At 72.7% G+C, this 21,570-nt stretch carries 19 protein-coding genes; 13 read left to right on the top strand and 6 right to left on the bottom strand.

Features of this window, described 5'->3' with window-relative positions; genetic code table 11:
• Positions 1-81: 81 nt before the first annotated feature.
• The 3 genes from ACZ43N_RS02810 to ACZ43N_RS02800 all read right to left on the bottom strand — a co-directional run bounded on the left by ACZ43N_RS02810 (position 82) and on the right by ACZ43N_RS02800 (position 2,152).
• Entirely contained in the window at positions 82-1,182 is a 1,101-nt protein-coding gene (locus tag ACZ43N_RS02810) for an SPFH domain-containing protein (RefSeq protein ID WP_468094540.1), read from the bottom strand.
• A gap of 29 nt (positions 1,183-1,211) precedes the next feature.
• Positions 1,212-1,649 (bottom strand): NfeD family protein, encoded by a 438-nt coding sequence (locus ACZ43N_RS02805; protein WP_468094539.1) that lies wholly within the window; start codon positions 1,647-1,649, stop codon positions 1,212-1,214.
• 287 nt (positions 1,650-1,936) lie between these two features.
• The gene (locus tag ACZ43N_RS02800; protein ID WP_468094538.1) at positions 1,937-2,152 is read right to left on the bottom strand and encodes a hypothetical protein; all 216 of its coding nucleotides are present in this window, start codon (positions 2,150-2,152) and stop codon (positions 1,937-1,939) included.
• Positions 2,153-2,676: 524 nt separating this feature from the next.
• Between ACZ43N_RS02800 and ACZ43N_RS02795 the strand changes: the two genes are divergently transcribed.
• The 4 genes from ACZ43N_RS02795 (at position 2,677) to ACZ43N_RS02780 (ending at position 8,745) form a co-directional block, all read left to right on the top strand.
• Positions 2,677-3,864, top strand: a complete 1,188-nt coding sequence (locus ACZ43N_RS02795) for a carboxylate-amine ligase (protein WP_468094537.1) — start codon at positions 2,677-2,679, stop codon at positions 3,862-3,864.
• Between the two features lie 226 nt (positions 3,865-4,090).
• Positions 4,091-5,875, top strand: a complete 1,785-nt coding sequence (locus tag ACZ43N_RS02790) for an N-acetylglutaminylglutamine amidotransferase (RefSeq protein ID WP_468094536.1) — start codon at positions 4,091-4,093, stop codon at positions 5,873-5,875.
• Entirely contained in the window at positions 5,848-8,190 is a 2,343-nt protein-coding gene (locus ACZ43N_RS02785; protein ID WP_468094535.1) for a S9 family peptidase, read from the top strand. Before ACZ43N_RS02790 ends, ACZ43N_RS02785 begins: the two co-directional genes overlap by 28 nt.
• A gap of 264 nt (positions 8,191-8,454) precedes the next feature.
• On the top strand, positions 8,455-8,745 hold the full coding sequence (locus ACZ43N_RS02780) for a hypothetical protein (protein WP_468094534.1): 291 nt from the start codon (positions 8,455-8,457) through the stop codon (positions 8,743-8,745).
• Positions 8,746-8,831: 86 nt separating this feature from the next.
• On the opposite strand, the gene ACZ43N_RS02775 is transcribed toward ACZ43N_RS02780, so the two are convergent.
• Both ACZ43N_RS02775 and ACZ43N_RS02770 read right to left on the bottom strand, forming a co-directional pair.
• Positions 8,832-10,952, bottom strand: a complete 2,121-nt coding sequence (locus tag ACZ43N_RS02775) for a SpoIIE family protein phosphatase (RefSeq protein WP_468094533.1) — start codon at positions 10,950-10,952, stop codon at positions 8,832-8,834.
• 113 nt (positions 10,953-11,065) lie between these two features.
• Positions 11,066-12,646, bottom strand: a complete 1,581-nt coding sequence (locus ACZ43N_RS02770) for an IucA/IucC family protein (RefSeq protein WP_468094532.1) — start codon at positions 12,644-12,646, stop codon at positions 11,066-11,068.
• Positions 12,647-12,825: 179 nt separating this feature from the next.
• On the opposite strand from ACZ43N_RS02770, the gene ACZ43N_RS02765 reads away from it, so the two are divergent.
• From ACZ43N_RS02765 to ACZ43N_RS02755, 3 genes are all read left to right on the top strand, one after another.
• Positions 12,826-14,313: an IucA/IucC family protein gene (locus ACZ43N_RS02765; protein ID WP_468094531.1), complete on the top strand. Its 1,488-nt coding sequence runs from the start codon at positions 12,826-12,828 to the stop codon at positions 14,311-14,313.
• A 171-nt stretch (positions 14,314-14,484) separates the two neighbouring features.
• Positions 14,485-15,753: a VWA domain-containing protein gene (locus tag ACZ43N_RS02760; protein ID WP_468094530.1), complete on the top strand. Its 1,269-nt coding sequence runs from the start codon at positions 14,485-14,487 to the stop codon at positions 15,751-15,753.
• Positions 15,753-16,562: a hypothetical protein gene (locus ACZ43N_RS02755; RefSeq protein ID WP_468094529.1), complete on the top strand. Its 810-nt coding sequence runs from the start codon at positions 15,753-15,755 to the stop codon at positions 16,560-16,562. The genes ACZ43N_RS02760 and ACZ43N_RS02755 overlap by 1 nt, the downstream gene beginning before the upstream one ends.
• A gap of 70 nt (positions 16,563-16,632) precedes the next feature.
• Here ACZ43N_RS02755 and ACZ43N_RS02750 read toward each other — a convergent pair whose 3' ends face one another.
• A complete protein-coding gene (locus tag ACZ43N_RS02750; protein WP_468094528.1) occupies positions 16,633-17,265 on the bottom strand; it encodes a winged helix-turn-helix transcriptional regulator in 633 nt (210 codons plus the stop codon).
• A gap of 94 nt (positions 17,266-17,359) precedes the next feature.
• On the opposite strand from ACZ43N_RS02750, the gene ACZ43N_RS02745 reads away from it, so the two are divergent.
• The 6 genes from ACZ43N_RS02745 (at position 17,360) to ACZ43N_RS02720 (ending at position 21,373) form a co-directional block, all read left to right on the top strand.
• The gene (locus ACZ43N_RS02745) at positions 17,360-18,568 is read left to right on the top strand and encodes a pyridoxal phosphate-dependent aminotransferase (protein WP_468094527.1); all 1,209 of its coding nucleotides are present in this window, start codon (positions 17,360-17,362) and stop codon (positions 18,566-18,568) included.
• Positions 18,569-18,616: 48 nt separating this feature from the next.
• Positions 18,617-18,811 (top strand): hypothetical protein, encoded by a 195-nt coding sequence (locus tag ACZ43N_RS02740; protein ID WP_468094526.1) that lies wholly within the window; start codon positions 18,617-18,619, stop codon positions 18,809-18,811.
• A gap of 178 nt (positions 18,812-18,989) precedes the next feature.
• Positions 18,990-19,523, top strand: a complete 534-nt coding sequence (locus ACZ43N_RS02735; RefSeq protein WP_468094525.1) for an HAD domain-containing protein — start codon at positions 18,990-18,992, stop codon at positions 19,521-19,523.
• Between the two features lie 3 nt (positions 19,524-19,526).
• A complete protein-coding gene (locus tag ACZ43N_RS02730) occupies positions 19,527-20,126 on the top strand; it encodes a histidine phosphatase family protein (RefSeq protein ID WP_468094524.1) in 600 nt (199 codons plus the stop codon).
• A gap of 59 nt (positions 20,127-20,185) precedes the next feature.
• Entirely contained in the window at positions 20,186-20,857 is a 672-nt protein-coding gene (locus tag ACZ43N_RS02725; RefSeq protein WP_468094523.1) for a hypothetical protein, read from the top strand.
• 93 nt (positions 20,858-20,950) lie between these two features.
• Positions 20,951-21,373: an acyl-CoA thioesterase gene (locus ACZ43N_RS02720; protein WP_468094522.1), complete on the top strand. Its 423-nt coding sequence runs from the start codon at positions 20,951-20,953 to the stop codon at positions 21,371-21,373.
• The last annotated feature ends 197 nt before the right edge of the window (positions 21,374-21,570 follow it).

Genomic DNA, 21,570 nt, shown 5'->3' with positions numbered 1-21,570 from the left:
GCGCGAGCACCGCTCCGACGAGCAACGACGTCGTCCGGTCCGCAGCCTCATGGCGGTGCCTGGCGGCAGCCGAGGGCGGGCTCAATCGCCGGCAGTCTGCCCCCGGCGCACCTGAGGCGACATCGCCGCCTCCGCCTCCGCCTTGGCGTCGCTCACCGCGGCGGCGGCCTGTTTCTCGGCTTCGTCGGCAGCCGCGGCGGCGTCGAGCGAAACCGTCGATCCTGCATCGAGCTCCGGAACCCGGCTTCCGGCCGACGTGCCGTCGTCGCCGGTCGCTGCCTCGGATTGGGCTGGTTGTGGAGAGCCTGACGTCGACTGGTCACCAAACGCGGTGGTGACGGTCCGGATCGCCTCGGTCAGCTCTCCGGGGATCACCCAGAAGGTGTTGTTGTCGCTTCTTGCCAGGTGCGGGAGCGTCTCGAGGTATTTGTAGGCCAGAATCTTCGGGTCGGCGTTGTTGCGATGAACGGCCTGGAAGACCAGCTCGACCGCCTTGGCCTCGCCGTCCGCGCGAAGGATCATGGCCTGTTGCGTGCCCTGGGCCTCCAGGATGTCCTTCTGCTTCGTGCCCTCCGCGGTGAGGATCTTGGCTTGCCGCTCCCCCTCGGCGTGCAGGATGGCCGCACGCTTGTCACGCTCGGCCCGCATCTGCTTCTCCATCGCTTCCTTGATGGTGGCGGGTGGGTCGATGGCCTTGATCTCGACGCGGTTGACCCGGATGCCCCACTTGCCGGTGGCGTCGTCGAGGACGGCGCGGAGCCGGGAGTTGATTTCCTCGCGCGAGGTGAGCGTCTCCTCCAGGTCCATGCTGCCGATGACGTTGCGCAGGGTGGTCACGGTGAGCTGGTCGATCGCCTGGAGGTAGTCGGCGACCTCGTAGGCGGCCGCACGGGGGTCGGTGATCTGGTAGTAGAGGACGGTGTCGATGTTCACCACGAGGTTGTCCTCGGTGATCACCGGCCTGGGGTCGGACGAGTAGACCTGCTCGCGCACGTCGAGCTTGGTGTTGATGCGGTCCGCCACAGGCACGACCAGGTTCAGTCCGGGTTGCAGCGTCCGGCGGTACCGGCCGAACCGTTCGACGTTGTAGCGGCGCGCCTGGGGGACGATCCGCACGCTGGAGGCCACGAGGAAGACGACGACGAGGGTCGCCACGAGGATGGGGATGACGACGGGATCCACAGTGCCTCCGTTGCTGTGTTCTCAGCCGTTCACGGAAGGAGTTCGCGGGGGTAGACGATGGCCGTGGCCCCTTCGATCTCCATGACGTCCACCCACGCCCCCACCGGGATGACCAGGCTTTCGTCGAGGGCGCGGGCGGACCATTCCTCACCGGAGAGTTTGATCAGGCCGCGAGTCGCGGTGACCTCCTGCATGACCTCGGCACGCCTGCCGATCAGGGCGTCACTGCCCTCTCGGGTGAGGGGCTGCTGTGCCATGTGCCGCAGCGCGACAGGACGGACGAGGACGAGACCCGCCGCCGCCGTCACCGCGAAAGCCACGAGCTGGCCGAGAAGACCGATGCCGACTCCGGCGACCGCGGCGGCGACCAACGCGGCACCCGCCAGCAGCCCGAAGACCAGTGTCAGGGTGAAGAATTCCGCGGCACCCAGCGCCGCGGCAGCGAGCAGCCAGAGGAACCACGGCATCGGATCGCCCTCCTGCAGGGGTCTTCTCCCCCAAGCTACCTTCCGTAATGCCGAGCAGCACAGACACGGGACCAAGGGTTCCTGTCGACCACCCAGGTTTCCGTGCGGTGATGACCCGGCCCGTCCCCTCGTCCGCCGTGCCGGCCTCCAGCACGGCGACCAGCGACCAGCGCGCCCCCAGCACCTCCGGCGGCGGGGGTCCCAGGGCCGTCCCGGCCGGTTGGTGGTCATGGCGTGCCCTCCCGGCTCCACCCGCTCGTGATCCGGGCAAGGCTCTCCTGGACGTCCTACTGAGTGGTGCTCCGCCTCCGTTCGCGGATCCGGTCCGTCACGAGGACGCCGACCGCCAGGGCGACGACTGCGATGACCGCCTTCTGGAAGGTGCCCCCGTACTCGTCCACCTCCAGCCATTTGTCGCCGAGCGCATAACCGGCCACGACGAACGCCGAGTTCCAGATCAGGCTTCCGGGGGCGGTCAGGGACGGGAACTGCCACATGCGCATCCGTTCGACGCCCGCCGGCAGCGAGATGAGGCTGGGAACAGGGGCACCATCCGCCCGAGGAACACCGCCTTCGCGCCGTGCTTGAGGAACCAGCGTTCGGTGCGGTCGAAGTCCGGCGGTTGCATCAACGGCGTGCGGCCGATCAGGGAGCGGACGCGGCCGAGCCACGCGCCGTCGGATGCCGCCGCGGCCGAGTGGTCGTGGGAGTCGGATGCCCGGCCGGGGACGGCACAGGTGCAACGGAAACAGATCGTCGGGCTGCTGCTGATCGTCGGCGCGATCATGCTCTTCGTCCCCTGGATCTCCGGTGCTCCCCTGGATCTTCGGTGCTCCCGCGGATCTTCGGTGCTCCCGCGGATCTTCGGTGCTCCCGGGACAGGGGTCGCGCTCATATGGGCCCTATACACGACAGACGTGCAAGAGTCGAGGCTTATTTGCGTTTTTGCCGGGAACTCGCATGGCGCAACGGTCGCCGCGGGCCCCCTGCCCGGCGGGCGATCTCGGGAACGGAAGAGGGAGAGATCGTGGCCGTTCGGGTAGGCGTTGAGGAAGAGTTCCATGTCCTGGACCTGGAGAGCGGGCGACTCGTCCCGGGCGCAGACGCGGTCCTCGGTCGTCTGCGCAGACCTGGCTTCAAGCCCGAGCTTCATCGGTCGGCCGTCGAGTGGAACAGCGGGGTGCACACCTCGCTGGAGGCCCTGCGCGCCGATCTGGCCGGGGCCCGGCAACAGCTTGACGCGGCTGCCTCCCCCCTCGGGCTGGCCGTCGCCGCCGCCGGGACCGTGCCGCTCGCACAGGTGACGCCGGGGGACGCCACCCCGGACGCGCGGTACCGGGCCATGGCCGAGGAATACCGGCTGGTCTCCGACGAGCACCTCGTGTGCAGCGCGCAGGTCCACGTCGACATACCCGACCGGGACACGGCCGTCCGGATCATGTGCGCCGTCTCGCCCTGGCTGCCCCCGCTGCTGGCGCTCTCCGCCAGCTCGCCGTTCTGGCTGGACGCCGACACCGGGTACGCCAGCTGGCGCACCATGCTGTGGCAGCGCTGGCCCACCGCCGGGCCGGTCGGCTGCTTCGCCTCGGCCGCCGACTACGACGCAGCCGTCGCGGACCTGATCCGCGGCGGAGTGATCAGCGACCCGGGGATGGTCTATTACGACCTGCGGCCGTCCGACCACCAGCAGACCCTGGAGCTGCGGATCTGCGACGCCTGTCCGCGCATCGAGACGGTCGTGCTCGTCGCCGGGCTGTTCCGGGCCCTCGTCGAGGACGCTCGGATCCGTGTGGAGCACGGGGCTCCGGTGTGCGACGGCCGGCACGAATGGCTCCGGGCAGCGGTCTGGCGGGCGGCCCGGAACGGACTGGAGGGCACGCTGGTCGACCCGGTCACCCGGCTGGCCGCGCCCGCCCCCGTCGTCCTGCGGGGCATGCTCCTGCGGCTGCGCCCGGCCCTGGAGTCCTGCGGCGACTGGGACACCGTGCGCCTGCTCATGGCGCAGACCCTCGCCCAGGGCAGCGCCGCCCACCGGCTGCGCGGGATCGCCGAGGTCCACGGCCTGCGCGCCGCCGTGGAGACCGTGGTCGCCGAGACCCGTGGCCACCGGGGCCGGCGTCCCGCGCCCGCCACGCCGCACCGGTCCGGCACGGCGGCCGGTACCGCCGTACAGGGGCCCTTGCCGTCGGGCCCGGTGCAAGCCGTTCGGGCCTGAAGCGCGCAGCCATGCGGAACGGCAGTCACCTGCCATCGCCCCGCGACGGGGGCGCCACCACGCGGAGCGGTCGAGGTCCGCTCCGGGGCACCGGTGCTGCCTGCGATCAAGGAGAGTTCGACATGCCCACCAGCAAGACCGTTACCGATCAGACCGGGTCGTGTCCGCTCGGCGCTCCCTCGTCTGCGGACACGACCGGCGTCACTCAGCGAGGGGGTGCGGCCTGATGTGCGGTCTCAGCGGAGAGATCCGTTTCGACGGCGGACGGCCGGACCTGGCGGCCGTGGAGCGCATGACCGACCGGCTCGCCGCCCGGGGACCGGACGGCAGGGGCGTCTGGTCACAGGGCGCCGTCGCCCTGGGACACCGTCGGCTGAAGATCATCGACCTGTCCGAGTGCGGGGCCCAGCCGATGGCCGACTCCGCGGGCCGGATCACCGGTGTCTTCAACGGCTGCATCTACAACTACAGGGAGCTGCGCGAGGAACTGCGCGGACTGGGCCACCGTTTCTTCTCCGACTCCGACACCGAGGTCGTGCTCAAGGCGTACCAGCAGTGGGGCACCGACTGCGTCGACCACTTCTACGGCATGTTCGCCTTCGCCATCGTCGACCAGGACACCGGGCGGCTGGTGCTCGGCCGGGACCGGCTCGGCATCAAGCCGCTGTACCTGGCCCGGTCGCCGGGGCGGCTGCGCTTCGCCTCCTCGCTGCCGGCCCTGCTGGCGGGCGGCGGTGTCGACACCTCCCTCGACCCCGTCGCGCTGCACCAGTACATGAGCTGGCACGCCACGGTGGCCGCGCCCCGCACCGTCCTCAGCGGGGTGCGGAAGCTGCCCGCGGCGACCGTGCGGGTCGTGGAGCCCGACGGCCGCGAGCGGGACATCCGCTACTGGCAGCCGTCGTACAGCCGCGACCCGGAGCACGCACGGCTCGGCGCGGACGACTGGCGGGACGCGGTGCTCGACGCGCTGCGCACCGCAGTACGCCGCCGCATGGTCGCCGACGTGCCCGTGGGCGTCCTGCTGTCGGGCGGCCTCGACTCCAGTCTGATCGTGGCGTTGCTGGCCGACGAGGGGCAGACGGACCTCGCGACGTTCAGCGTGGGGTTCGAGTCCGAGGGCGGTGTCGAGGGCGACGAGTTCCGCTACTCCGATCTGATCGCCCGGCACTTCGGCACGGACCACCATCAGCTGATGGTGCCCTCGGACCGGGTGTCGACGGCCCTGGACGCGGCGGTCGACGCGATGAGCGAGCCGATGATCAGCCATGACGTGGTCGCCTTCCACCTGTTGTCCGAGCAGGTGGCGAAGGAGGTCAAGGTCGTCCAGAGCGGCCAGGGCGCCGACGAGGTCTTCGCCGGCTACCACTGGTACCCGGACATGGCCGCCGTGCCCAGACAGCGAGCCCACGAGGCGTACGCCGAGACGTACTTCGACCGCGCGCACGGCGATCTCACGGGGATCGTCCAGCCGCACATGCTGCCCGACCACGACGTGTCCGGCCGCTTCGTGCGGGAGCACATGGCGCGCCCGGGCGCGGAGAGCGCCCTGGACGCGGCGCTGCGGCTCGACGCCGAGGTGATGCTGGTCGACGATCCGGTCAAGCGCGTCGACAACATGACCATGGACTGGGGGCTGGAGGCCCGGGTGCCGTTCCTCGACCACGAGCTCGTGGAGCTGGCCGCCGTCTGTCCGCCTGAGCTGAAGCTCGCCGACGGAGGCAAGGGAGTCCTCAAGGCCGCGGGTCGACGGGTCCTGCCCACGGAGGTCGTCGACCGGCCCAAGGGCTACTTCCCGGTGCCGGCCATCATGCACATGGCGGGCCCGGTACTCGACCGGGTGACCGAGGCCCTCTCGGCCCCCGAGGCCAAGTCACGCGGTGTTTTCGAGGAGGCGTACGTGGCCAAGCTGCTCTCGGCGCCGGACGAGCACCGCACCAGGCGTGGGGCGAACACCCTGTGGCAGGTAGCTTTGCTGGAGATATGGCTGCAAACGCACGGAATCAGCTGACCGGCGCGCCGGGGAGCGGCCCCTCGCGCCCGGCCGCGGCAGCCCCGTCGGACTCGCCCACCGCGGCGCCCCCCTTCGCCCTCCGCGCCGGTGAGGACGTCGTCGACGGGAGGCCGTGGCTGCCCCTGGACCACGGCACCGCGTCCCCGGCCCTGGGCGCTCCGGCCACCGCGCAGGCCGGGGCGACCGCCCTCGCGCCCCCGGCGTCGGCGGCGCCCGTACCGGTGCCGCTGCCGGAGACCGCCGGGACGCGGGACACCCCGCAGCCACTGCGGTCCCACGGCTGCTGGTACCCCTCGGTGGATCCCACCGGCAGACAGGTCGCGTTCATCTGCGACCGGGGTGGGGTGCCGCAGCTGTGGACCGGTCCGGTCGACGGGCACGAGGTCCATCTGCTGGACTCCGATCCCCACCCGGTCAAGGAGGTGGCCTGGTCGCCGGACGGCCGCTGGATCGCCTACACCACCGCCCCCGGGGGCGGCGAACACACCCGGGTGCTGTGCGTACGGCCCGACGGCACCGGGCGACGTCTCCTCGCCGGTGCCGAACCCGGCAGCTCCGCCTACCTGGGCTGCTGGCAGCACGACGGCTCGGCGGTCGCCGTCACCGTCGCCGAGCCGGTCCTCCTGCCCGGCGGGGGCGACGCGGAGGAGGCGCCCGCACGTGCGGAGCCGGGCCTCGCCGACCCGCACACGTACACACCGGCCCGCCCGCCGGGCTGGGCCGTCCGCGACGGCCGGGCCGTGCTGCTGGGGGGCCCGCACTACGGCGACGCCGGACCCGCCGCCCATCTGGCGGAACGCGAGGGCGGCACCGCTCGCGAACAGGACCGGGAGGCCGGCCAGGAGGCGGCGGCCGGCGGCGGTCTCGCCGCATATCTCGTCGACCCCACGGGCGCTGCGGCGCCCGCGCTGCTGGCGGTCGAGCGCGGCGCCGCCACGCTGCGGGTGTGTGACCTCAGCCAGGACGGCCGGCTGGCCCTGGTGCGCCGGGGCCCGCGCGGCCGCCGTGAAGCCCTCGTGGTCCGCACCTCCGACCTGCGGACGACCTTCGCGCTGCCGGTCGCGGACGGTGATCCGTGGATCGGCCGGTTCTCCCCCGATGCCACGACGCTGTGGCTGCGCAGCGACGCGGCGCGCGAGTTCGCCGCGCTGTTCGCCGTGCGGCTGGCGGCCGGCGGCGAGCAGTCGGGGGTGAGTGTCGCCGCGGAGCGCGAGGGGTGCGGCCTGGAGCTGCTGACGTTCGGCCACGACGGGTCCACGGCGGCCCTGGCGTGGAACGTGCGGGGAGCCACCGAGCTGGAGGTCACCGCCGTCACGGCAGCCGCGGGCGACGCCTCGGTGGGGGTGCGGCGGGGCGTGTCGCTGCCGCACGAGGTGGTGACCCGGCTGGTGCGGGCCGGCGGCGGTCCCGAGCTGGTGCTGGCACTGTCCGGGTCGCAGCGGCGGCCCGGTGTGTGGTGGCTCTCCGAGGGCGCCGCCCGGCGCACCGAGTGGTCCTCGCGTGACGAGGACGCCGTACCGCCGGGTCGCTCACCCGTGCGTCCGGTGCCGCTGCGGCCGGTGGCGCGCGACGGGCTGCCGCTGAGCGGCTGGTACTACCGTGCGCCGGGCCGCGCCCCGGGACAGCCGGCGCCGTGCGTGATCCATCTGCACGGCGGTCCGGAGGAACAGGAACGGCCCGTGTTCAACCCGCTGTACCACGAGCTGTCGGGTCGCGGGCTCGACATCTTCGCACCGGACGTACGCGGCTCCTCGGGGCACGGCCGGTCGTTCGTCGACGCCGACCTCGGCACGGGACGGTTCGCCGCGATCGAGGACGTCGCCGACTGCGCGGCCCACATCGTGGAGGCGGGTCTCGCCGATCCGCGGCGGCTGGCCGTCATGGGCCGCTCGTACGGCGGCTATCTGGTGATGGCCTCGCTCGTGTGGCACCCGGAGCTGTTCCGCACGGGGGTCGCGGCGTGCGGCATGTCCGACTTCGCGACCTTCTACGCCGGTACCGAGCCATGGATCGCGGAGTCGGCCGCGCACAAGTACGGTCATCCGGAACACGACCGTGAACTGCTGCGCGCGCTGTCCCCGATGACCCGGATCGACGCGCTGCGGGTGCCGCTCCTCGCCGTCCACGGCGAGCACGACACGAATGTGCCGCTCGGCGAGTCCGAGCAGTTCGTACGGGCGGCGCGCGAGCGGGGTCTGGAGGCCGAACTGCTGCTGTTGCGCAACGAGGGTCATGACTTCCTCCGCGCGGACAGCAGGCGGATCTTCCGCCGGGCAGCGGCCGACTGGATCGAGCGTCACGTCGCGGAGTGAGCCGGCCCCCTCGGGCCGGGGCGGGCCCGGCCGTCCCGGCCACCCTGACCTCGCGCTCCCGCACGGCTCCCCTGCCGCCGTGGGCGGCTCGGGAGCCGTCGGCGCGGCCGGGGGACCACCCGTGGGGCCACCCCACGGGCGACCGCGGATTCACCGTGGTGGACACCTCCGAACAACGGGCATTTCCGGCAAATCGACGCATGGGTGTCCTGTCCACGGGCACTCGCCCGCCGAGCAGGATCCCCCCACCCCGAGGAGCCGATCATGGTCATCAAGAAGTTGCATGACATGGGCATCCGCAGCGAGCACGCCTACATGGCCGCCATGGCCTCCATCGGTCTGACCGTCGCCGCCTGGGCGGGTTCCCTGAAGATGGAGCCCGGCACCGGGCTGGCCCGGGCCGACCGCTGGGGCCTGTTCGTCGGCGAGTGGGCGCCCACCTTCTTCGGTCTCGGCCTCGCCCTGTCCCACTACGAACAGCAGGACGGCACGCTGACCGCCACCGTCCACGAACTGCGCGAGCAGCGCGAGCAGCGCGAGCAGAAGGTCGGCTGACCCGCACGGGGCCCTCGACGCCGATCTGGCGGGGGGCACCCCCGACGCGCACCGGATTCTCTGACACCGCAGGCTCCCCTGTGGTGTCAACCGCTGTCTGCATGGTGCAGCAGGAGCAGGGCGATGTCGTCGGTGCGCTGGCCGGCGGGACCGGCCTTCTCCAGCAGCTCGTCGATCAGCGCGTCCAGGTCCCGCTCGTCGGCGTCGGCGAGGTGCCGCGCGAGGCCGGCGATGGAGTCGTCCAGGTCGACACCGGGTGTCTCCACGAGGCCGTCGGTGTAGAAGGCGAGCGTCGTCCCCGGGGGGAGCGGGATCTCGGTCACGGGGTAGTCGGCGTGGGGATCGATGCCCAGCAGGGGGCCCGGCGGGACCACGAGGGGCCGGGTGTCGCCGTCGGGGCGGCGCAGCAGGGGCGGCGGATGTCCGGCGCTGGCCAACGTCACACGGTGGCCGCCGAGGTCGAGGTGGGCGTAGAGGCAGCTGGTGAACAGGTCGGGGCCGAGATCGGCGAGGAGCCGGTTGGTCCGGGCGAGCACCTCGCCGGGGGGCGTACCGAGGGTGGCGTGGGCGTAGACAGCGGTGCGAACCTGGCCCATGAGGGCGGCGGCGGCGACGTTGTGGCCCTGGACATCGCCGATGACGGCCGCGACGGCGCAGTCGCCGAGCCGGATCAGGTCGTAGAAGTCCCCGCCGATCTCCATGCCGCGGGTGGCGGGCAGGTAGCGGGCGGCGATACGCAGGCCGGTGACCGTCGGCAGGGTGCGCGGGAGCAGCGCCTGCTGGAGGCCGTGGGCGAGTTCGTGCTTGGTGTCGTAGAGACGGGCCCGGTCGAGGGCCTGGGCGATGAGCCCGGCGAGCGACGTCATGACGGCCCGCTCCTCGGCCTGGAACGCGTGGGGGCTGTCGTAGGACAGGACGCAGATGCCGACCAGCCGGCCGATGATGATCAGCGGCAGGAAGGCCCACGCCTGCTTCCCGCTGACGACGGGGGCCTCGGGATAGATGCGCTCCATCTCCTCGGGTTCGGCGAAGAACGCGGGGACACCGCTGCTCAGGGCGTGCCCGGCCGGGGTGAACGCGGTGTCGAGGGGCAGGCCGTCGAGACGCGCGATGACCTCGGGCGGGTAGCCCCGGTGGCCGATGATGCGCAGCTTCCCGGCCTCGGCGGAGGACAGGACGAGCCCGTGGGCGCCGAAGGCCGGCATGATCTGGTCGGCCACCACGTCGACGACGTCCTGCACGCCGACGACCTCGGTGAGGGCGGCGGCCAGGTGGGTGAGCTGGTAGAGCCGGCCCGCGCGGGACGGTGTGGCGGTGCTCGTGGACCGGGGGTGCCCCGGTACGGGCGGGGGCGCGGTGCCGCGCGGAACGACCCGCACGCTGATGCCGCTGGTGTCCGGGTAGAGGTGGATGTCGAGCCACTGGCCGGGCGGTCGGCACGCCGTGAAGGAGACGGGCTCCCGGGTGATCACCGCGGCGCGGTAGCGGTCCTCGTAGAGGGGTTCGTCGAGCCAGCGCAGCGCCTGCCACGGCAGGGTGCCCAGCAGTTGGTCGGGTTCCCGGCCGAACAGCTCGCCGGCTCCCCGGCTGACGTAGGTGAACCGCCCCTCCAGGTCCAGGGCGCAGCTGCCGCCGGGCAGACGCTCCACGAAGTCCGCCAGCGCCATCTCCTCGCTCATGGACGGGCGGCCGGTCCCCGCGGGGACGACCCGGGGCAGGGCCGCGGGCACCGGCATGCCGTCGTGCTCCTCCGCCTCGTCCAGCAGCCGGGCCAGGCGTCGGCACCGGGACTCGATGTGGCCCCGTTCGCGGGCCGTCATGTACGGCGGACGGCCGGTCGGCCACATCAGCAGCAGCGTCCCCCAGCGCCGCGCGCCGGTGACCGGGGCGGCCGCCAGCGTCAGCGGGTACGGGAGCACCATCGCGGTGCGCGGAAAGGAGCGGGCCATCTCCTCCTGGCTGCCCACCCACACCAGGCGTCCCTCCCGGGCCGCGACGGCGACCGGGGCGGGCGCGCCGAGCGGAACGCGCGCCCAGGGAGCGGCGAACTCGGCCGGCGAACCGCACAGCAGATGGAGGTGCAACAGGTCCTCGTCGGGCGCGAGCAGATAGAGGGCGCCGATGGACGCTCCGATTCCCCGCACGCTCTCCGCGAACGCGGCCTCCAGCGCATCGGCGTCGGTGGCCGGATCACTCGTGCCGGTCACGAGGCACCTCCAGCGTCGCGGAGAGGCCACGGCGGACGGCTGCGGACGCGGCCGTCGGCTCCCTCGGGCGGTACAGGCAGGCCGGACGTACCCGAGTCCCCTCACGCAGGACGTTACGCCGCCCCGGAGCGGTCGGCATGCCGGAACGGGTTGGGCAGCGGGAGGTACCGGGCGTCGGCACCGTCGGCCCTGGTCCAGCGCAGCAGTAGGTTCGTCTTGCCCGGCAGCGTCGGCGCGGCGAGGAGGTCCTCGACGCCGGGGACCTCGCGGTGCCGGACCAATTCCCCGCGTACGGCGGCCCGGACGTCGACCCCGGGATGGTGTTCGGCCACGGCCGCCGCGACCTCCAGGACGTTGTTGACGAGCAGGCAGTACACGAGCCGCTCCCAGCCCGCCTCGCCGGTCACGTCCGGCAGGAGCTTCACGCCCTCGGCGTCCCGGTAGAGGGCCTGGACGGGGGTGCCGGTGGCGTCGCAGGCGACCAGGGTGTTCTGGAGGTGGGCTTCGAGGACGACGCCGTGGTGGTGGAAGGCGGCGAGGGCCGGGGGCACGACCGCGCGCAGATACGCCTTCCACCATGTCTCGGGGGCGGTGGTGCGGACCAGCGGGTTGTCCGGGAACGCCTGGGTGTCCTCGGTGAGGGCGGCACCGAGGACGGCGGTCGCGCCGGGGGCCAGATGACCGGCCAGCCCGTCACGGACCAGTACCGCGAGCTCCTCGAACGCGAAGGCGGCGGTGCGGTAGCCGCGGTCGCTCAGCCAGGCGCTGTCCGGCAGCGCGGCGAAGGCGGAGCGGGCCGCCGCGTCGGTGCGGCCCAGCTTGAGCAGGTCGTGGCGCCACAGACGGCGTACGTCGTTGGTGATGCGCACGTCCAGGCTGAACTTGAGGAAGAGGTCCGCCCCGAAGAGGCGACCCTCGGGGGCCTCGGCGGACGCCCCGCCGGGGTTCCCGCGAAGGGTCTCCCCCGGGACGTACACCGTGCGGATCGCGGCCGTCGGCCAGACCTCCCCCGCCGTGGTCCCCAGCCGTATCAGTCGGCCGTCGGCGAAGGCATCGGCCAACTCTTCGCCCACCAGGTCGAGTTGCCAGGGATGGGCGGGTAGGAGCCGGTAGCCGGGCGGCGCCGTGCCCAGGGTGTCGAGGGCGGTGGTGTCGCCCTCCTCGACCAGCACGTCCTCCCGGATCCCGAGCAGCGTCAGCGGGAAACCGGCGTACGCCTCCGGCGCGTAGGGCAGCCAGGCGGCGACCGGGCCGCCGCCGCGCGCCTTGGGGGCGGGGTGGTACGGATGTCCGGTGATCAGCGACTGCTCGGAACGCCGGTAGGGGTCCTCGGGTGCCGTGGCGCGGGCGCGCGCCGCGAGGAAGGCAGCCACCGCCTCACGGCTGTCGAGCATCTCGGCGGGCAGGTCGGCGTTGGCCAGGCCGGTGCGGCGCCGGAGTTCGTCGGCGGTGAGTTCGACCAGTTCGGCGTGGGTCAGCCGACGCCAGGTGCCGTCCGTGAGCACCTCGGGATCGGTGGGGCGGCGGGTGCCCCGGACGCGCAGGAGGCGGCCGCTCGCCGAGAGGCGGTGCACACCGGGTTCGACGGGCTCCCCCGCCTCCCGCAGGAGGCAGTTGAGCAGCGGTGCGGCGGCGTGGGTGTCGGCGGCGGTTCCGACGTCGTCGCGAGGCGGGTTGGCGTCCACGGAGTCCATTCGTTCCACATACGGTGCACGTGTGATCAGTATGTCTGCCCGTGGGGGCCCGTCCCGACGCCGTCGTGCGTCGCGGCGGAGGCGGGCGGGCAGTGGTCGTACGCCGTTGCCGACGCGGTGCCCGTATCCGACCGTCGCCGTTCCCGCATCCCAGGAGCCCGCCCGTGGACCGTCACCCGATGTCCGATGCCGAGGCGGCGCTCGGCGCCGAGCTGGGCGCCGTACGCCCCGATCTGACGCTGCCGTACACGGGGGCGCTCCCCGGCGCCCGGGCGGCCGTGCTGGCGCGGCTGTGGCGGGGCCTCGCGCACGAGCCGCTGCCCTGGGTGGCGCGCCGGGAGACGGCCGGGGACGACGGCGTCACGCTCCTCCTGACGGACGGCCGCCGGCTGCACGGCCCGCCGGTTGACCCGTACGCCACGGACGCGCCGGTCGAGCAGGTGTGGCTCGACGGGCGGCCGTACGACCGTCCGGCGCGGCTGATGAGCGCGCTGGCGGTCCCGCACAGTGCCGCCTTCGCGGCCGAACTCGACCACAGCACGGCCTCGTTGGCTCTGTCACGGGCCGGGCAGCCGGCGGTGGCGGGGGCGCCGGTGACGAGCTGGGAGTGGGAGCAGTCGGTCGTCGACGGGCACCCCTTCCACCCCAACTGCCGTTCCCGGCCCGGTTTCTCCGCCGCCGATCAGTTCGCGTACGGGCCCGAGCACGGGCAGGTGGTACGGCTGGGGCTGGCGCCCGTGGACGAGGCGCTGGTGGTCGGGAAGTGGCCGGAGCGGTTCCGGGACGGCGGGCGGGTGCTGGTGCCGGTCCATCCGTGGCAGGCGGCGCATGTGCTCAAGTGCCCGCTGGGCGAGGTGATCGAGGCCCATCCGCTGATGTCGTTGCGCACCCTCGCCCTCGCGGGCGGCGGGGAGCATGTGAAGACCGCGTTGAGCGCCCGGCTGACGTCCTCGGTGCGGGACATCTCGGTCTACTCGATCGAGACCTCGGCGATCGTGTCGGACTTCATGGCGGAGGTCGCCGCCCGCACGGACGGGCTGCTGCACGTGACCCGTACGCTCGGCGCGGTCACCGCCGGGTCGCCGGATCTGGCGGCGGTGCTGCGGGAGTCGCCGGACAGGTACGCGGACACGGCCAGCGGTGAGCGGGTCGTCCCGGTGGCCGCGCTGGCGGCGACCGGACTGCCCCGGTCGCCCTCGTGGCTGGCGGATTTCAGCCGACTCGCGCTCACGGTATGCCTCCGGCTGCTCGCCCTGGGGGTGGCTTTGGAGGCGCACGGCCAGAACCTCCTGGTGGTGCTCTCGCCGTCGGGCGCCCCCGTGCGGCTCGTCTACCGCGACCTCGCGGACATCAGGGTGAGCCCGGCCCGGCTGGCCCGGCACGGCGTCGCGGCGCCCGCGATGACCGGTCGCATCATCACGGACGACGAGACGACCCTGCGGCGCAAGCTGTTCGGCGCGCTGATCACGGGCACGCTCGGCGCGACGGCGGGTTCGACGCCCGTGCTGCGCGAGGCGCTCTCCGCCGTGGTACGGGACGTGCCGCGGACCGACGATCTGGCCACCTTGCTGGAGGGGCCGCTACCGACGAAGGCGTTGACGCTGATGCGTCTTTCGCCGGAGCGGCCGGGTGACATCTGGGCGGAACTGCCGACTCCGCTCCGGTGAGGCACGGCCGGCCCTGGTCGGGCTCTTCATCGGGCTCGTCGGCGGCCCGGCGACCGGGGTGGAGGTCCGCCGCGGGAGCCGGTCTTCGGGTGCGCGGCGGTGCCGTTGTCCGGCCGGTGAACGGGCGGTCTCGTTTTGAAGCGCGGGCCACCTGATCAATAGGATCCGCCGATGATCACAAGACAACGGCTGGCAGCAGGGGTGTTCGTCCTGCTCGCCGCCCTGACGGCCGGGATCGCCGTCCCGTCGACGGCCGTCGCCGACGAGACCACGGCCCTCGCGCCCAAGGTCAACCTCCTGCTGGACGTCAGCGGTTCGATGCGGGCGAAGGACATCGACGGGCAGTCCCGGATGGCCGCGGCGAAGCAGGCGTTCAACGAGGTCCTGGACGCCACACCCGAGGAGGTCCAGCTCGGCATCCGCACGCTGGGCGCCAACTACCCCGGGGACGACCGCAAGACGGGCTGCAAGGACACCGCGCAGCTGTACCCGGTGGGTCCGCTGGACCGCACCGAGGCGAAGACGGCCGTCGCCACGCTCACCCCGACCGGCTGGACCCCGATCGGCCCCGCGCTGCTGAAGGCCGCCGACGACCTGGAGGGCGGCGAGGGCACCAAGCGCATCGTCCTGATCAGCGACGGCGAGGACACCTGCGCCCCGCTCGACCCGTGCGAGGTGGCCCGCGAGATCGCCGCCAAGGGCATCGGCCTGACCATCGACACGCTCGGCCTGGTCCCGAACGCCAAGCTGCGCGTCCAGCTCAGCTGTATCGCCGAGGCGACCGGCGGCACGTACACCTCGATCGAGCACCGCGACGAACTCACCGACCGTGTCAACCAGTTGGTGGACCGCGCGGCCGACCCGGTGGTCGTCCCGAAGGCCGTCGAGGGCACCGACGCGTGCGCCGGGGCGCCCACGCTCACCTCGGGGCTGTTCACCGACCGCGAGGAGTTCAACCAGCAGCGCTGGTACCGGGTGGACGTGAAGCCGGGCCAGGAACTGCGGGCCTCGGTGAGCGTCGCGGCGGACCGTGACGTCAACCCGCACTACGGGGTGCTGCTGCGCGCGGTCACCGTCAAGAACCGCGAGATCGTGCGCGGCGAGGCGGCCGGCACCGGCCGTACGGACGTCATCTCGACAGGTCTGCGCTATCCGAAGGCGGAGGCCGAGGACGAGGAGGACGATGACGTCGCCGAGACCGTGTGCCTCCAGGTGACCCACTCGTACGCGCCGGCCGGCGGGGTGAAGACCACGCCCGGTCTGCCGCTGGAGATCACCGTCGACATCGTGGACGGTCCGGACCCGGCGAAGGACGTGGCGTCCTTCGGTCTCGGCCGCGGCTGGTGGCTGCTCGGTGTGCTGGTGCTCGTCGGGTTCCTGGCGGGTGTGCTGTGGGGCTGGCTGTCCCGCTGGCGGGTCGCGGTCTGGAGGACCAACTGATGCGGATCACACGTGTGTGGGGCGCCGCCCTGCTGATGCTGGCCCTGGCCGTCACCCCGGCGGCCGCCGACTCCACCCCCTCCGCGAGCCCGTCGGAGAACGGTGACGCGCCCACCGAGGCGGGCACCTCCTTCCGTACGGCGGCGGAGTTCGAGCAGGGGGAGACCGCGACGGCGAGCGCCTCGACCGGCGACTACCTGTACTGGTCGTTCCCGGCGGACGCCGGCCAGCGGCCCACCGTGAAGGCGACGGTGAAGCTGCCCGAGGCGGCAGAGTCCTCCTCGACCTGGCAGCTCGACGTGTACGACGGGCTGCGGCGCCGCCAGGCCTGCCAGTACGGGGCGCAGACGCGCACGGCCGACGCGGGGGCGGCCTCCGTGGAGCTGTCCTGCACGCTGCGCACGGTCCGCGCCTGGTCGGAGCCGTGGTCCGGCGACCCGCTGCCGGGCACGTACTACGTCCGGCTGACGACGACGCGGCTGGCCACGGGTGACCTCGGGTTGCCGGTGGGCGTCGAGGTCCGGGCCGAGTCCAAGGACATCGGCGGTGCGGCGGCGGTCGACGGCTCGTTGGCGGAGCCGCTCGTCCCCGGCATAGCGGTGACCTCGAAGCAGGACGACGAGGACTCCTCGACCGAGGCCGTCCTGTCCTCCCTCGAACCCGACGACGGCTGGGCGTCGGGCTGGTGGAGCGACCGCTGGGTCTGGACCGCGCTCGGCGCGGTGCTCGCCGCCCTCGCGGGCATCGGCGGCTACTCCCTCACCCGCGGCTCGGGCCGCCCCACGAGGGTGCCCCCACCGGGCGCCTGACACCCCCGTGAAGGCCCGCCGAACCCTGGAATTCACCTGGGTCCGGCGGGCCTTCGGCGTGGACGGGTCCTCACCCTTCCCGCAACTCCTTGGCCAGGGCCCCCTCCCCCGACACCTCGACCCGGCCCGCTCGTACGGCGTCCCTGAGGGGCAGTTCGCCGCGGCGGACCGCCTCGCAGGTCTCCTCGTCGAGGGTGAGCCGGGCGTCCGGCTCACCCGGGGCGGGGCCGTCGCCGTAGACCGGGCCCTCCTCGGCGCCCGTCCACAGGTGGAACGTCCCTTCCTCCAGCCGCACTTCGACGAGCCCGGCGGCGCAGCCGCCGAGGTTCCGCAGCAGCGGCAGCGCGGACCAGTGCGCCCGTACCGCGTCCGTCGGCCGGCGGTCCCCCAGCGCCTCCTCGCCCCACTCCCCCAGCGCCTGGAGCACCGGCAGCAACCCACGTCCACGGCCGGTGAGTTCGTACACGTACGCGGCCCCCGGCGGCGGCAGCCGGCGCCGGGTCGACAGACCGTCGCGCTCCATGTCCTTCAGCCGTGAGGCGAGGACGTCCGTGCTGACGCCCGGCAGGTCCGCGTGCAGGTCCGTGTAGCGGCGCGGCCCGGCGAGCAGTTCGCGCACGATCAGCAGGGTCCAGCGGTCACCGACGAGGTCGAGTGCCCGGGCGGCGGAGCAGTACTGGTCGTAGCTTCGGCGAGGTGACATGCGACGCAGTCTAGACATGTCGTTGGACTTTCCAAGCGCCTACTTGGTAAAACCAAGCGAACCAGCGACATAGCGAACCGGAGGGCGAGAGCGCATGGAGTTCCGGCAGTCGAGCAAGCTCAGCGAGGTCTGTTACGAGATCCGCGGCCCCGTGATCGAGCACGCGAACGCGCTGGAGGAGGCGGGCCACAGCGTGCTGCGCCTGAACACCGGCAACCCCGCACTCTTCGGCTTCGAGGCGCCCGAGGAGATCCTCCAGGACATGATCCGGATGCTCCCGCAGGCGCACGGCTACACGGACTCGCGCGGCGTCCTCTCCGCCCGCCGGGCGGTCGCCCAGCGCTACCAGACACTCGGCCTGGAGGTCGACGTCGACGACGTCTTCCTCGGCAACGGCGTCTCGGAGCTGGTCTCCATGGCCGTACAGGCGCTGATCGAGGACGGCGACGAGATCCTCGTCCCGGCGCCCGACTTCCCGCTCTGGACCGCCGTGACCACTCTCGCCGGCGGCAAGGCGGTCCACTACCTCTGCGACGAGCAGGCCGACTGGTACCCGGACCTGGACGACATGGCGTCGAAGATCACCGACCGCACCAAGGCCGTCGTCATCATCAACCCCAACAACCCCACCGGCGCGGTCTACCCCAAGGAGATCGTCGAGGGCATCCTCGACCTGGCCCGCCGGCACGGTCTGATGGTCTTCGCCGACGAGATCTACGACCAGATCCTGTACGACGACGCCGTGCACCACTCGGCCGCCGCACTCGCCCCGGACCTGGTCGTCCTCACCTTCTGCGGCCTGTCCAAGACGTACCGCGTGGCGGGCTTCCGCTCCGGCTGGCTCGTCGTCACCGGCCCCAAGCAGCACGCCCGCAACTACCTGGAGGGCCTGACGATGCTGGCCTCCATGCGGCTGTGCGCCAACGCCCCCGCCCAGTACGCCATCCAGGCCGCGCTCGGCGGCCGCCAGTCCATCCGGGAACTGACCACGCCGGGCGGGCGTCTGCACGAGCAGCGGAACGTGGCGTGGGAGAAGCTCAACGAGATCCCCGGTGTGTCGTGCGTGAAGCCGAAGGGCGCGCTGTACGCGTTCCCGCGCCTCGACCCCAAGGTCCACAGGATCCACGACGACGAGAAGTTCGTCCTCGACCTGCTGCTGCGCGAGAAGATCCAGGTCGTCCAGGGCACGGGCTTCAACTGGCCCACGCCCGACCACTTCCGCATCCTCACGCTGCCGCACGCGGACGACCTGGACGCGGCGATCAGCCGGATCGGACGGTTCCTGAGCGGCTACCGGCAATAGCAGAGGATGAGTGTTCCGGAGTCGGAGCCGGCTGCCCGAGTTCCTGCAGTGGCATCCGCACGACCACAGCCGGCTGCGGGCGCTCCACACGCGGCACGCGCCCCGAGGTCGCTCCTCGTCTCCGGTCCGGTCGCGGGAGCGGCGGTCGGGGTCTCCTTCCAGGAGGTCGCCCTGCTGCCGGAGGCCGCGACCGCCGGGAACACCCTCCTCGCCCACTGGCTCACAGGGCTGCTCACGGGCTGATCACCGGCAGGGTCCTCAGTGCCGTCGTCGCGGTCGCGCTCTGACGCGACCCGAGCCCGGTCTCCGTACGCCACCGCCATGGCACGCCGTACCGACTGACGGCCCAGGCGCCCTGCCGGAGCCCTGGACGGAACCATCCGCAGGCGGACCGACCGCACGACCTGGGTAGACCCTTCCCATGACTGAGCGACCGCTGCTCCTCCTGGATGTCGACGGCCCCCTCAACCCGTTCGGCGCCCGCCTGTGGCGACCACGCGGGTACGTCACCCACCGGGTGCACCCCACCGTCTGGTCCGCCCGCCAGAGACCCGGCTCCCGAAGGCTCCGCCGGGGGCTGCGGATCCGCCTCAACCCCACGCACGGGCAGCGCCTGCTCGCCCTGCCGTACGACCTGGCCTGGGCCACGACCTGGATGCACGATGCGAACGAGATGATCGGCCCGGTGATCGGCCTCCCCGGCGACCTGCCGGTCATCGAGTTCACCGACCTGTTCGCGCGCGATCCCGACGGCCTCTACTGGAAGACCCGCCGAGTCCTGGAGTGGGCGGCCGGCCGGCCCTTCGTCTGGGTCGACGACATGATCACCGACCTCGACGTCCGTCATGTCGCCCGGCACCACGACACACCGGCGCTGCTCCTGCGGATCGACCCCCGCCGGGGGCTGGGCGAGGGGGAGTTCGAGGAACTGGAGCGGTGGGCTCGTAGCCTGTGAGGCATGGGTGATCTCTTTCTGGTGCGGCACGGGGAGACCGAGTGGTCGCTGTCCGGGCAGCACACCAGCTGGACGGACCTCCCGCTGACCGACCGGGGCCGGGAACAGGCGCGTGGGCTCGGGCCGTTGCTGAACTCGCACCGGATCGGCGCCGTGTTCGTCAGTCCGTTGAAGCGGGCCCGCCAGACGGCCGAGTTGGCCGGGCTGGCCGGGGCGCAGGTGGACGCGGATCTCTCCGAGTGGGACTACGGGGCGTACGAAGGGGTGACGACCCAGGAGATCCACCGGACACGGCCCGACTGGTTCCTGTTCACCGACGGGGTGGCGCCGGGGCCGCCCGAGCACCCCGGGGAGAGCCCGGAGGACGTCGGGGCGCGCGCCGACCGGATACTGGCGAAGGCACACGCGGCACTGGCGAACACGGAGGGCTGTGTGGTGCTGGTGGCGCACGGGCATTTCCTGCGCGTCCTCACCGCGCGCTATCTCGGGCTGCCGGCCTCCGCCGGGGCACTGTTCCAGCTCGCCACGGGTACGGTCTGCCGGCTCGGTACGGAGCACGGTCGTCCGGTGCTGGCGGGGTGGAATGTCAGACCCCCCTCGTAGTCTTCGAGGGGTGGACGTCGTCCCCGTGTGACGGCGCTCCCACGGGAAAGGAGGCCGCCGTGACCCGACCGCCCACCGCCCTCCAGCGGCGGATCATCGACGCCGCCGAGCCCGTGACCGGACGGCTCACGGGCACGGAGGCCCAGTTGGCGGCGCTGGTGAAGCGGGGGCTGGCGTTCCGGCACCCGCGCCCACCGCACGATCACTTCCTGACCCCGGCCGGGCACCGCATACGGGAGGCGGGCCCGCCGCCCGGGGCCACCGCGCCCGGCGGCTCCGGCCCGGCACCGGTTCCGGCCCCGACTCCGTCCGCCCCCGCCGAATCGGGTGTGTTCGCGGCCCGGGTGGGAGGCGAGGAGTCGACCGGGGACGGACCGGCACGGTCCCGCGAGGTGCACAGCGCCTGGCAGGGGCTCCTCGAACTGCGACGGATGACCAACCCGGGCGGCGCCACCGACCGCCCGTGCACCTGGGAGCGCGCGCATCTCGTACGGGCCGCCGCGCTCGCCCTCGAAGCGGCGGGCCACCGCCCTGCGGGCCCGGAGGCGGAGCGTGGTGGCTACCGGGTGCGGGCCACCCCGCAGCCGGAGGCCGTCGCCGTGCACGAGCCGGACACCGGGGCGCTGCGCGCCTGCGCCGAGACCCTTCAGCAGGCGGGCTGGCACGCGAGCGAGCACACGGACCCGCGGACGCGCGAGCGGTATCTGCTGGCCTCGCCCAGGAAGGTGTGACCGAGCAGAGCGGGACTGTTGACCCAAGCATGAGCAAGCGCTCAGTAAGCTTGCGTACGTCCTGTTCACCGCTGAGGCAGTCGAGGGGTAGTCGTGTCCGAGCCGTTTTCCGTCCCGGTGACCGTCCGGGGGTACGAGACAGACGTACAGGGGCACCTCAACCAGAGCGTGTACCTCCAGTACGGGGAGCATGCGCGCTGGTCGCTGCTCCAGGCGGCCGGGATCCGCCAGGCCGACCTGATGGAGCGGGGCGTCGGTCCCGTGGCGCTGGAGACGACGATCCGTTACCGGCGTGAGCTGCTCGCCGGTGACGAGGTCGAGGTGACGTGCGCGTTCGTCTGGGGCGAGGGCAGGACCTTCCGGATGGAGCAGACGATCCGCAGGACCGACGGCACGGTGGCGGCCGAGATCACCGGTGTGGGCGGGCTGATGGACCTCAAGGCACGCAAGCTCGTCGCCGACCCGCGTGAGTACTTCAGGCAACTGGCCGCCGACCCCGAGCTGTTCGGGCTGTGAAGCGCGGCCCAGGGCCGAACAGCGGGTGACAGCCCCTCCGGCCGCTCAGCCCAGCGGGTTCAGCAGCTTCGGGGCGTTCTCGGCGGCGAACAGAAGCAGGTCCGTCATCACGAAGCGGCCCTTGCGGTGGGACGGGAGGCTCGGGCACCGGCCCGGGTGCTTCACGGGCACCTGAGGGGATTCCGGCCGTTCACACC

It is taken from the genome of Streptomyces sp. NPDC030814 (genome assembly GCF_055572155.1).
Note: the sequence above shows the minus strand (reverse complement) of the source record. Positions and strands in the feature narration are given on the sequence as shown.